At 62.5% G+C, this 11,965-nt stretch carries 13 protein-coding genes; 5 read left to right on the forward strand and 8 right to left on the reverse strand.

Features of this window, described 5'->3' with window-relative positions; translation table 11 throughout:
• Positions 1 to 8: 8 nt before the first annotated feature.
• From ABCV34_RS09395 to ABCV34_RS09415, 5 genes are read right to left on the reverse strand one after another with little or no spacing between them, the layout of a single operon-like run.
• A complete protein-coding gene (locus ABCV34_RS09395; protein WP_345795961.1) occupies positions 9 to 698 on the reverse strand; it encodes a hypothetical protein in 690 nt (229 codons plus the stop codon).
• Positions 695 to 1,441 carry an SCO family protein gene (locus ABCV34_RS09400; protein ID WP_345795962.1) on the reverse strand — a complete coding sequence of 249 codons (747 nt, stop codon included), beginning with the start codon at positions 1,439 to 1,441 and terminating at the stop codon, positions 695 to 697. The genes ABCV34_RS09395 and ABCV34_RS09400 overlap by 4 nt, the downstream gene beginning before the upstream one ends.
• 15 nt (positions 1,442 to 1,456) lie before the next feature.
• The gene (locus ABCV34_RS09405; protein ID WP_345795963.1) at positions 1,457 to 2,038 is read right to left on the reverse strand and encodes a c-type cytochrome; all 582 of its coding nucleotides are present in this window, start codon (positions 2,036 to 2,038) and stop codon (positions 1,457 to 1,459) included.
• Positions 2,035 to 2,691: a cbb3-type cytochrome c oxidase subunit II gene (locus ABCV34_RS09410; RefSeq protein WP_345795964.1), complete on the reverse strand. Its 657-nt coding sequence runs from the start codon at positions 2,689 to 2,691 to the stop codon at positions 2,035 to 2,037. Before ABCV34_RS09410 ends, ABCV34_RS09405 begins: the two co-directional genes overlap by 4 nt.
• Positions 2,692 to 2,693: 2 nt before the next feature.
• The gene (locus ABCV34_RS09415) at positions 2,694 to 4,367 is read right to left on the reverse strand and encodes a cbb3-type cytochrome c oxidase subunit I (protein WP_345795965.1); all 1,674 of its coding nucleotides are present in this window, start codon (positions 4,365 to 4,367) and stop codon (positions 2,694 to 2,696) included.
• Between the two features lie 264 nt (positions 4,368 to 4,631).
• Here ABCV34_RS09415 and ABCV34_RS09420 point away from each other — a divergent pair, with 264 nt between their 5' ends.
• From ABCV34_RS09420 to arsA, 5 genes are all read left to right on the forward strand, one after another.
• Complete coding sequence (locus tag ABCV34_RS09420) at positions 4,632 to 5,081, forward strand: OsmC family protein (RefSeq protein ID WP_345795966.1); 450 nt, start codon at positions 4,632 to 4,634, stop codon at positions 5,079 to 5,081.
• Positions 5,082 to 5,093: 12 nt separating this feature from the next.
• The gene (locus tag ABCV34_RS09425; protein WP_345795967.1) at positions 5,094 to 5,927 is read left to right on the forward strand and encodes a thymidylate synthase; all 834 of its coding nucleotides are present in this window, start codon (positions 5,094 to 5,096) and stop codon (positions 5,925 to 5,927) included.
• Positions 5,928 to 6,082: 155 nt separating this feature from the next.
• A complete protein-coding gene (locus ABCV34_RS09430; protein WP_345798752.1) occupies positions 6,083 to 6,424 on the forward strand; it encodes a helix-turn-helix domain-containing protein in 342 nt (113 codons plus the stop codon).
• A gap of 96 nt (positions 6,425 to 6,520) precedes the next feature.
• Positions 6,521 to 6,880 (forward strand): arsenite efflux transporter metallochaperone ArsD, encoded by a 360-nt coding sequence (gene arsD / locus ABCV34_RS09435; protein ID WP_345795968.1) that lies wholly within the window; start codon positions 6,521 to 6,523, stop codon positions 6,878 to 6,880.
• Positions 6,881 to 6,893: 13 nt separating this feature from the next.
• Positions 6,894 to 8,660: an arsenical pump-driving ATPase gene (gene arsA / locus ABCV34_RS09440; protein WP_345795969.1), complete on the forward strand. Its 1,767-nt coding sequence runs from the start codon at positions 6,894 to 6,896 to the stop codon at positions 8,658 to 8,660.
• Positions 8,661 to 8,809: 149 nt separating this feature from the next.
• On the opposite strand, the gene ABCV34_RS09445 is transcribed toward arsA, so the two are convergent.
• From ABCV34_RS09445 to ABCV34_RS09455, 3 genes are read right to left on the reverse strand one after another with little or no spacing between them, the layout of a single operon-like run.
• On the reverse strand, positions 8,810 to 9,628 hold the full coding sequence (locus ABCV34_RS09445) for a CoA ester lyase (RefSeq protein ID WP_345795970.1): 819 nt from the start codon (positions 9,626 to 9,628) through the stop codon (positions 8,810 to 8,812).
• Positions 9,629 to 9,658: 30 nt separating this feature from the next.
• Entirely contained in the window at positions 9,659 to 11,182 is a 1,524-nt protein-coding gene (locus tag ABCV34_RS09450; protein WP_345795971.1) for a fumarate hydratase, read from the reverse strand.
• Positions 11,182 to 11,949 carry a crotonase/enoyl-CoA hydratase family protein gene (locus tag ABCV34_RS09455; protein ID WP_345795972.1) on the reverse strand — a complete coding sequence of 256 codons (768 nt, stop codon included), beginning with the start codon at positions 11,947 to 11,949 and terminating at the stop codon, positions 11,182 to 11,184. The genes ABCV34_RS09450 and ABCV34_RS09455 overlap by 1 nt, the downstream gene beginning before the upstream one ends.
• Between the last annotated feature and the right edge of the window lie 16 nt (positions 11,950 to 11,965).

Raw genomic sequence — 11,965 nt, forward strand, 5'->3', positions numbered from 1 at the left:
TGCACCTCTTATCGATTCAGAAACCGCCAGATCGGCTTGAGCTCGGCCAGCAACCAGCACGAGGGCAGCACGATCGCCAGGGCAATCAGGCCGCGCCCCGCCCAGTCCTGATCGTCTTGCAGATAAGCATTACACAACCGGATCGGCTGATCCAGATAGACCATGCCGACAATGGCGCTCATCCAGCAGAAATTGCCCAGAAAAAACAGCTTGATGACGACGTTGGCCTGACGCAGCGACGCACGCAGCAGCCAGCCGCAGACCGGCAGACCCAGATATTTGAAGGCCGCAATGCGCCAATCGACCAGCGCATCATCCAGGGCCTTGGGAATCATCCAGCCCGCGCCGATCAAGCTGACCAACAGCAGACCTGGGATTCCGTAGGCGTTATACGACCATCGAATCCGCTCTCCGGACGTGGACTTCCACCACAGCCTCTTGCGCGTGGAACCGGATTCGGCGACCGCGGTCTGCTGCGCTTCCGACGCCGGGGCCGACGCCATGGATGGCGCGCGAGGCTGCCGCCCCGCGTGCCACGCCTGCTCTAGAAAGACGCCACCGAGCACCAGCAGGGGAATCTGCACCACCATATGCAGGCTCATGAGTCCGGTCAACGTGTCATGCAGGCCCAGGGCGAGCGCCAGGCAGACAACGGCCAGCCCCAGCGAGACAGGCCCGACCATCCTGGAACGATTCATGGCTGTCTCCCGGTCGGGGCTGGCTGCGTGCCTGCGGATCGTGTGTCGGCAGCGGCAGGCGCAGGCCGCGAACCGTCAGGCTCCACGGACCCGCCGCGCACAGCCGCTTTGGGTTCGACGGTTCCCGACGCGGAAGTCATGAAGGACTTGGCGGCGTTCAGGGCCCAGCCCGGATCATCCAGATCCACGATGCGGGCCAGACGCCCATCCGGCGTCACGATGTGAAACGCGGCGTTGTGCTCGAATTCGCCCAGCGGCGCGGGCACAACCATGATCCCGAACAGGTCCAGCACCGCATCGCGCTGAGCGGGCTGGGTAAAGGACAGGAACTGCCAGACAGTGGTATCGGCCCCCATCCGGACCGCATACCGGGCCAGGTCCCGGGCCTGGTCACGCGGATCGAAACTGATGCTGATGAGCCGGATCCGGTGCTGCAGCCCCTCGGCCTCGATCGCCTGCTGCAGGCGCTCGGTCAGGGATCCCTGTGCCAGACACAAGGCGACACAGCGCGTATAGAAGAAGTTGACGATCGCCACGCGGCCGTCGTCCCGCAGATTACGGGTGAGCAAATCGACCCCACCGGCGGAGTCCAGCACATGCGCCGCCGGCACGGGCTGGGGCTGCGCGGCCACCGCCTGGCGCCGGGCGGCCTCGGCCGTCAGGACGGTGAAGCCATCCGTCAGGCCGTACAGCGTCCCGATGCCCGCCACCAGGGCCAGCACCAGTGACAAAATCCACCGCATGACGTGTCCCGGGTCTTATTTGCCCAGCAGCGGACGCAGATCTTCGTCGCCCTTCCAGGGGATGGTCTGCCCCTTGGTTTCCTCGCGGACCTTGGCCACGAACGCGGCATCGATCTTGGAGGCGGAGTTGCCAAAGCTGGTACGCACATGGCTGATGATCGCGGCCAGTTCCTCGTTCGAGAACTTATCCTGGAAATGCGGCATCTCGCCGTTGTATTTTGCGCCTTCGACGGTCAGCGGACCATGGATGCCGTGCAACACGATGCGCACCATGATGCTGGCATCGGCCGCATCGACCCATTCGGACTTGGCCAGCGGCGGGAACACCCCCGGGACACCGGCCCCGCTGGCCTGGTGACAGGCCACGCAGTTGGCGGTGTACAGCTGACCGCCGTCGGCCGTCACGGGCACGGCAAAGTCGGCTGCCACCCGATCGTCTCCGACTGAGGGCGGCATCGGGGTATAGCTGACCGCCAGGTGATACACCGCCCAGATGAACAGGAGGGCGATGACCGTCAGTACGATCTTGGGAACTGGCCGGCTGCCTTCGTGAGGTTCCGGCTGTTCACGACGCTGCTGAGTGAACTTGTTGCTCATTTCTTCGCTCCATCCTCAGCCGCTGTCGCCTTGATTCGGGCGGCGGACTCGTCCTTGACGACCTGGGGCAAGGTCGCATCCGGATTAACTGGGTACGTATGATCCAGGCCAATCAGGTAAGCCACCAGATCGAGAGCCTGAGGCGACGCGACCACGACCTTGCCCGCAGGCGCGAAGCTGGGCGGCAGGTTGACGACCTTGTCGCCGGCATCGGCCTTGTCCTTGAGTTTGAACATGAACGGGAAGGACGGCATGGTGCTGCCCGGCGTGTAGGCACGCGGTTCGTACAGGTGTCCCAGGTTCCAGTCCACGCTGGGCTGGCGCGCCCCGACATTGAACAGATCGGGCCCGGTCCGCATGGTGCCCATCAAGTGGGGGTTGTCGTAGTAATAATCGCCCGCCACCGGCGCACGCCCCCAGCCGCGCTGGAAGTCGGGCGCCATGGACTGGCTGCGCGGCTGCTGCGAATGGCAATAGACGCAACCCATCGAGATGTAGACTTCGCGGCCACGCAGCTGCTGTTCCGTATAGGGCTTCAGGCCCGGCGAAGGCTGCACGTTGTCCAACTGCAGGTAGGGCACGACGACCAGGGTCGCTGTGGCCAGGGCGAGGGTCACCATCGCCCCACTAAGGAGTTTGTATTCGCTTTCCATGATCAGGCACCTGCAATCGCCTGACTTTCAGGCTGAAACTTACGGTTGTGCAACAGGGCGGGGCCCACGCGGCTCGTGCCATAACGCAGAGCCATCAGCACGAAGTGCACGGCAAACACCAGGTGACCCAGGGTCATCAGAGAACCACCCAGCGTGCGGCCTTCGAGGTACGGAATCGTGACCCGCACCGAATCCATGAAGGGCTTGGAGGCATCCAGCATGTCCAGACCCTGCAGCCAGCCGCCCGTGGACAGGCTGACGAAATAAATGCCGATGCCGATCGTCACCAGCCAGAAATGCAGGCTGATGAGCTTGGGATGCGGCCATTCCCAGGACATGACGCGCGGCATCACAAAATAGATGGCGCCGAACATGACGATCGAGAAGAACGCGTACAGGCCCAGGTGAGCATGCGCCACGGTGAAGTGCGTGAAGTGCGCGACCGTGCTGACACTGCGCAGAGCTTCGAAGGATCCTTCGAAGGAGCTGAGCGTATACATCATCGCGCCGACCACGATGAAGCGCAGCGTGGGCGAATAATACATGGTCTTGAACTGGCCACGCATCGTCAGGTGCTGGTTCACCGAGAACGCCAGCACGGGGATGATCATCATCATGGACTGCACGATGGACAGCGAGATCAGCCAGTGCGGCACAGGACCGCCGACCAGGTGGTGACCGCCAACCTGCCCGTAGAAGAAGGCCAGCGCCCAAAAACCGATCAGCGACAGGTTGTAGGACTGGATCGGACGGCCGACGATTTTCGGCAGGAAGTAATACACGGAGGCCAGGGCGATCGGCGTGTAGTACAGCCCCAGCACATTGTGGCCGAACCACCAGTTCATGGTCGCCTGCTCGACGCCGAAGTGCACGCCCGGAACCTTGCCGATGAAATACAGGATGGGAAACCAGAACAGCGCCGCGCCCATGTACCAGATCGACACGTACAGGTGATCGACCTTGCGGTTACGCAGCGTGAAGACCAGCGGCAGCGCGATCAGCGCACCGCCGATGACCAGCAGGATGCTGACCTGCCAGGGAATTTCCAGCCATTCCAGGCCGTCATTGATGCCCACGGCGATGCTGCCCAGGCCGGCGATCAGGCCGGCGTTCCACAGCATGCAGCCCAGCAGCGCGAAACGGCCGCCGTACAAGCGCGTCTTCAGCAGGCGCGGCAGTACCCAGGTAGCGATGCCGAAGGCCGCCATCGGACACCAACCATACGCCACCATGTTCAGGTGCAGCGTGCGGGTGCGCCCGAAGGTCAGCCAGGCATACTGGGTCAGGAATTCGGGGTTATGCAGCTTGATGGAGCTGATCAGGCCGAAGGTGGACGCCACCACCAGCCACACGATGGCACAGGACAGGAAGACAAATGTGACGTACGCCGTGGATTGGTCCGCTTCCATCCGGTCGGCCAGTTCGCGCTTGAGCTGGTCGGCCAGCGACGGATCGATGACGGCCTTGCCGCCTTCGGTCACGGTCTTTTGCAGGCCGGCCCGCTGCTCGGGCGTGGCGGAAGGGTCTTCGACGTGGCCGATTTCGCCCGTCGAAAAAATGACCCCGGCTGCGGCAGGGTTGTCGTCGAACATGTTCCGCCGCAACGACCAGATAAAAATACCCAGCCCCGTGACGGACATGATGAAGGTCAGGAGTAATACGGTGACGGTATCCACAGTGCTTCCAGTGAAGGACAAATGAAGCCCGGACCCAGATAAAATCAAGCCCGGCGACCCGGAATTGTAGCGCCAGTTTTGATCTATGATAAATCCGCACATCTTTTACAGAGATGTAAATCCCCATGCAAGCTGGGGGCTTCGCGAACCATCAAGACCATCAGACACCCGATTTCCCCGGGCGTCACTCAGGGCATTCACCGAGTTGCCGGCACCCGACACCTGGGCATCGCCCAGACTTCTTCCGCTGAAAGGATACACATCATGGAATGCACCCTCGACTGGCAAGGCCCCGACGGCATGCTGTTCGTTTCACGCACCGGCAGTGGCCACGTCCTGGCAATGGACGGTGCCCCCGAGGGCGGCGGCCAGAATCTGGCCCCCCGCCCCATGGAAACAGTGCTGACCGGCGCAGGTGGCTGCGCGGCCTACGATGTGGTGCTGATCCTGAAGCGCGGCCGCCACGCGATCACCGGCTGCCGGGTGAAGCTGACGGCGGAGCGCGCCGACACGGAACCGAAAGTCTTCACTCATATCCACTTCGAGTTCCAGGTGACCGGGCGGGATCTGCCGCAAGCGACCGTGGAACGGGCGGTGGAACTGTCGCATACGAAATATTGTTCGGCGATCGCAATGCTGGAAAAGACGGCGAAGATCACGCATTCGGTGGAGATCATCGCCGCAGTCCCGGATGCTGGGGCGTTGTCCAAATAACTGGATGCATACATGAAGCAATACCTTGCACTTCTTCAAGACATTTTGGAAAACGGCCTGGTGAAGGGCGACCGTACGGGGACCGGCACAACGTCAGTGTTTGGCCGCCAGCTACGGCACGACCTATCAAAAGGCTTTCCGCTACTGACCACAAAGAAGCTGCATTTCAAGAGCGTCGCCAACGAACTCATCTGGTTCCTCAGCGGCAACACCAATGTCACTTGGCTGCAGGAGCACGGGGTCAGCATCTGGAACGAATGGGCCACCGAAGATAATGAGCTTGGCCCCGTATACGGCAAACAGTGGACGGCATGGCCAACCAAGGACGGCGGCACCATCAACCAGATTGACTACGTGGTCGAAACGCTGAAGAAGAATCCAAACAGCCGCCGCATTCTCTTCCACGGCTGGAACCCGGAATATTTGCCTGACGAGAAGATCAGCCCCCAGGAAAATGCCAAACGGGGCCGTATGGCACTACCACCATGCCACCTGCTCTACCAATTCTATGTAGCAGAAGGCAAACTATCCTCGCTGCTATACATCAGAAGCTCGGACAGCTTCCTCGGGCTTCCGTACAACATCGCCTCACTGGCTTTGTTGACGCACATGCTTGCTCAACAGTGTGACCTGGAGCCACATGAGATCATAGTGAGTCTCGGCGATCTGCACGCTTACTCCAATCACATGACACAGATTCACACACAACTACAACGCAACGCTCGTGAGTTGCCGCAGCTAGTGATCAAGCGTAAGCCGGGCTCGATTTACGACTACAGCTTTGAAGACTTCGAAATCGTGGGCTATGACCCGTATCCCAGCATCCCTGCCCCCATCGCTGTCTGAGGATGCGGTGTAATTGGCCCGAGGAGCAGTGCTCCTCGCGATACCCCTGGCCAAGGCATTCAGTCGTGACTGTGTCCGGTTTTTCAGGGGGCTAGTCCATTGCCATAGTCGGCATTTGAGCGAGTTTGGCCTTTCAGTCCCTTTTAATTCAATATTTGTTGTATTATGGATCTATGAACGAAGCTCAAACTGTCTCTGCGCTTAGCGCACTCGCCCACACTCAACGTCTGCGAGTGTTTCGTGCCTTGGTTATCGCCGGCCTGGAAGGGCAGACACCCAGCGTCCTGGCCGAGCAGCTTGAGGTGGCACGCAACACGCTATCGTTCCACCTAAAAGAATTAGCCCATGCCGGTCTGGTCACGATCGAGCAGCAAGGCCGCAACCACATCTACCGCGCCGACTTCTCCCAGATGAATGGGCTGCTTGGCTATCTGACCGAGCATTGCTGCCAGGACGGCGTATGCGAAGTATCCCAGTCCTCCCACTGCAACTGCTAATGCCATGACCTCCAGCACCATCCACAACCGCACTCTTCATCTGTACGGGCAATTCCGCACGCTCCATTCTCACTGAAAGATTCGAAAGGACACCCTATGCCAAACATCCAGATTTTTGACCCGGCACTGTGTTGCAGCACAGGCGTCTGTGGCATTGAAGTCGATGAGAACTTGGTGAAATTCGCCGCCGACGTAGACTGGGCTACGCAAAGCGGAGCCCAAGTCGAACGCTTCAACCTGGCACAGCAGCCCTTGGCTTTCGCAGAGAACCCAACCGTCAAGGGCTTCCTGGAACGCTCGGGACAAGAAGCGCTTCCTCTGGTGCTCGTCAATGGCGAAGTGGCCTTGGCTGGCCGCTATCCCAACCGTAGCGAACTGGCCCGCTGGGCTGGCCTTCAGGTGTCTGAAGCGCCTTCCACGCAAGGCGCTTGCTGCTCTGGTGGCCGCTGCTGCTGAATCAGGAGGGACCATGCATTTTTTGACTCAACCACCCCGTTTTCTTTTTTTCACCGGCAAGGGGGGCGTCGGCAAGACTTCCATCGCCTGCGCAACGGCGGTACAACTGGCCGCGCAGGGTCAGCGCGTGCTGCTAGTCAGCACCGACCCTGCTTCCAACGTGGGGCAGGTTTTCGGTGAGCACATTGGCAACCGCATCACGGCAATTACCACAGTACCGAACCTGTGGGCGCTGGAAATCGATCCGCAGGCGGCGGCACAAGCCTACCGCGACCGCATTGCGGGGCCTGTGCGGGGCGTCCTGCCGGACGATGTGGTCAGAGGCATCGAAGAATCCCTGTCAGGCGCGTGCACGACGGAAATCGCTGCCTTCGATGAGTTCACAGCCTTGCTGACTGACGCTGCGTTGGTGCAAAACTATGAGCATGTCATTTTCGATACGGCGCCTACCGGACACACCATCCGTCTGCTGCAACTGCCTGGCGCATGGAGCGGCTTTCTGGAAGCGGGCAAAGGCGATGCGTCATGTCTTGGCCCTTTGGCGGGGCTGGAAAAGCAGCGCAGCCAATACAAGGCTGCCGTGAAAGCATTAGCTGATCCCCTGCGAACCCGCCTGGTGCTGGTGGCCCGCGCACAGCGCACTGCGCTGCGCGAGGCTGCACGCACCCACGAAGAACTGGCCGCCATCGGCCTGTCGCAGCAGTACTTGGTCATCAATGGCGTCTTCCCCGCTGGCGAGACCGAAAACGATGCCCTGGCCACCGCTATCTACAACAGAGAACAGGCCACGTTGGCCGCCATCCCGCAGGGGCTCCAGGCGCTACCTCAAGATCAGATCGCACTCAAACCATTCAATCTCGTGGGCCTCGAGGCCTTGCACCAACTGCTGGTCAATACCGACGCCACACCGGACACCAATGCCGCTGAACTGCCGGCCCGGCTGGATGCGCCAGACTTGTCCTCCCTGGTCGATGAGATTGCCGCCGATGGGCACGGGCTGGTCATGGTGATGGGCAAGGGTGGCGTAGGCAAGACCACGCTGGCCGCGGCCATTGCCGTGGAACTCGCCAGCCGAGGGCTGCCTGTCCATCTGACCACCTCGGATCCGGCTGCGCATCTGGCCGATACGCTGGAAGGTTCGTTGCCTGACTTGACGCTCAGCCGCATCGACCCGGAGGAAGCGACGGCACGCTATCGCCAGCACGTCATGAACACCAAGGGCGCTCAGCTCGATGCCGAAGGCCGCGCGCTGCTGGAAGAAGACCTGCGTTCGCCTTGTACCGAGGAAATTGCGGTATTCCAGGCGTTCTCTCGTGCCATCCGCGAAGGGGGAAGGAAGTTCGTGGTGATGGATACTGCGCCCACCGGTCACACCTTGCTGCTGCTCGACGCCACCGGCGCGTACCACCGTGACATCGCCCGGCAAATGGGCGAGACGGGCGTTCACTTCACCACGCCGATGATGCAGTTGCAAGATCCCAAGCAGACCAAGGTGCTCATCGTTACCTTGGCCGAAACCACACCCGTACTGGAAGCGGCCAACCTACAAGACGATCTGCGCCGCGCAGGCATCGAGCCGTGGGCCTGGGTCGTCAATAACAGCGTGGCGGCCGCACATCCGCATTCCTCGCTGCTGCGCCAGCGCGCGCGCAACGAATTGCGGGAAATCGAGGCTGTGGCCACGCGACATGCCCGACGCCATGCTGTCGTTCCCCTGTTGACCGAGGAACCGGTGGGGGTGGAGCGTCTGCGGGCCTTGGTGAACTTGAAAGTTTCATGAAATTTGTTTTCCGCCACCCCCACAAACCCCTGAACCGAGGTCATGGCATGAGCCAAATCACCATCGTGGTCACGCCGCTGGGCACGCGCCTGTGCCGTCCTTCGGAAACCGTATAGGTTTTCATACCGACGGATCCTTGTCTTGCGGGTTCATGCGGCGTGTTCCAGGACGCGGCGGGCGCGTTCGATCAGCGGCAGGTCAATCATGCGGCCATCCAGGCGGAAGATGTAGTCGCCTGTGCTGTCGGCATGGTCCACCACGCGTCGCGCCCAGTCGACTTCGTCGGGCTGGGGCCGGTAGGCCTGATGCGCCACCGACACCTGCGCCGGGTGGATGCACAGCATGCCGCCAAAGCCCATATCGCTGGCCAGGGTGGCCGTCCGCAGCAACCCGTCCGGATCGGAAAAATCCATATAGACCGTGTCCAGGGGGTCGGCCAGGCCATGCATGCGACTGGCCTGCAGGATCTGGAAGCGCACCTGATCCAGGATCCGCTGCGCGCCTTCGGTTTGCGGCCGGGTGCCGAATTCGACCATCAGATCCAGGATCCCGAAAGACAGGCGCACGACGCCGTTGGCCTCGGCGATGCGATCCAGGACCCGCAATCCGGACGCCGATTCGATCACCGGCATCAACGGCTTGCCGGCGCCCGACACGATATAGACGTGTTCGGCCGCCTGGGCCTTGGGCAGGACGATACCGGCGATGGCCGGCGAAGACCGGCACACGGCCAGATCGTCGTCGAACCAGGGGGTGGTCCCGTCATTGATGCGCACCCACAGGCGTTCCCGGGGGTGATCCGCCGTGTAACGGACCAGCGCGTCGCGCGCCTCGGCCTTGGCTTCCGGCGCCACCGAGTCTTCCAGATCGATGATGACGGCATCCGCCCCGCTGGCGATGGCCTTCGGGAAACGGTCCGGCCGGCTGGCGGGAACGAACAGCGCCGTGCGCATCAAGGTGTCGTGCATGGTATCCCCCATATGCAATCAAAGACGTCTTCAGGCCCCGGCGGGAACCTGCCGCGCCGCGATCCGCTTCCGCCATTCCTGGGGACCGGTCTTGTGCACCGAAACCCCCTGGGCATCGACCGCCACCGTGACCGGCATGTCCTGGACCTGGAACTCGTAGATGGCTTCCATGCCGAGGTCTTCGAAGCCGACCACCCGGGCGGCGCGAATGGCCTTGGACACCAGGTAGGCCGAACCGCCCACGGCCATCAAATAGGCCGAGCCATGGCGGCGAATCGATTCGATGGCATCGGGGCCGCGCTCGGCCTTGCCGATCATGGCCAGCAGGCCGGTCTGCCCAAGCATCATATCGGTAAACGCATCCATGCGCGTGGACGTGGTGGGGCCCGCTGGGCCAACGACCTCGTCACGCACCGGATCGACCGGGCCCACGTAGTAGATGACCCTGCCGGCGAAATCCACCGGCAGGGACTCGCCGCGCGCCAGCATGTCCTGGATGCGCTTGTGGGCCGCGTCACGCCCGGTCAGGATATTGCCCGACAGCAGCAGGCGCTCGCCGGGCTTCCAGGAGGCGACCTCTTCCCGCGTGAGCGTGTCCAGGTTGACCTGGCGCGACGCTTTGTAGTCGGGCTTCCAGTGAACTTCCGGCCATTCGGACAGGGAGGGCGGCGTCAGGGCGGCCGGGCCGCTGCCATCCAGCGCGAAATGCACGTGGCGCGTGGCGGCGCAGTTGGGGATCATGGCGACGGGCTTGGACGCCGCGTGCGTCGGACAGGTCATGATTTTCACGTCCAGCACCGTGGTCAGGCCGCCCAGGCCCTGGGCGCCGATCCCCAGCGCATTGACCTTCTGGTAGAGTTCGATGCGCAGTTCTTCGAGCTTGCTTTGCGGGCCGCGTTGCAGCAGCTCGTACATGTCGATGTCCTGCATCAGGGATTGCTTGGCCATGAGCATCGCCTTTTCCGCCGTGCCGCCCACGCCGATCCCCAGCATGCCGGGCGGGCACCAGCCGGCGCCCATGTGCGGCACGGTCTGCAGCACCCAATCCACCAGCGAATCGCTGGGGTTGAGCATGGCGAATTTGGTCTTGTTTTCCGAGCCGCCGCCCTTGGCCGCCACCTGCACGTCCACGGTATCGCCCGGAACCAATTCGACCTGCAGCACGCAGGGGGTGTTGTCGCGGGTGTTGCGGCGCGTGAACAGAGGGTCGTCCAGCACCGAGGCGCGCAGCGGATTGTCCGGATTGGTGTAGCCCCGGCGTACGCCCTCGTCGCAGAGTTCCTGCAGGCTGCGGCGCGTGTCGAAGCGCACGTCCATGCCGATCTTCATGAAGACATTGACGATGCCGGTGTCCTGGCAGATCGGCCGATGACCCTCGGCGCACATGCGCGAGTTGGTCAGGATCTGCGCGATCGCATCGCGCGCGGCCGGGCTTTCCTCGACCTCGTAGGCGCGCGCCAGATGCCGAATGTAATCCAGCGGGTGATAGATGCTGATGAACTGGACGGCGTCCTCGATCGACTGGATCAGGTCGCGTTCGGTGATGGTGGTCATTATTTTCCTTTCCAGACCGGTTGTCGTTTCTCGGCGAACGCGGTGGCGCCTTCGCGCGCGTCCTCCGAGGTGAAGATATGGGCGATACGCGGGCGCTGCAGATCGAACATGTCGTCCGGACGCCAGTTGCGCGACTGCGCGATGATGGATTTGGCCGTGCGCACCGCCAGCGGACCATTGGCGGCGATGGTCCGCGCCAATCCCAGGGCCGCATCCAGCGCACCGCCCGGATCGGCCAGGCGATTGACCAGCCCCAGCTGATGCAGGCGTTCGGCCGTCAGGAAGTCGCCCGTCAGGACAGCCTCCATGGCAACGTGATAGGGAATGCGCGCAGGCAGCCGCAACATACCGCCGGAGCCCGGCACCAGCCCGCGCTTGACCTCTGGCAGGCCGAAATTCGCATCCCGGGCCGCGACGATCAGATCGCAGGCGAGTGCGATCTCGCAGCCGCCGGCCAGCGCGTAGCCCTCGACGGCGGCGATCAGCGGTTTTTGCGGGGGACGTTCGCACAGCCCGCCGAACCCCCGGTCACCGACATACGGTCGCTGGCCGGTGGCGGCGAAAGCCTTCAGATCCATGCCGGAACAGAAGTTCCCGCCCGCCCCGGTCAGCACGCCCAGCCGCAGCGCGGGGTCGGCGTCCAGGGTATCCAGTGCGGCGGCCAGCGCCTGCGCGGTTTCCAGATTCACGGCGTTGCGCGCCTGCGGCCGGTTCAGACGCAGGACCAGAATCCCGTCCTGCCGCTGGACTTCGAGGCAATCGCTCATGTGTTCTCCGACAAAG

Origin of the sequence: Castellaniella sp. MT123 (assembly GCF_039614765.1) — a bacterium.
GTDB lineage: Bacteria > Pseudomonadota > Gammaproteobacteria > Burkholderiales > Burkholderiaceae_B > Castellaniella.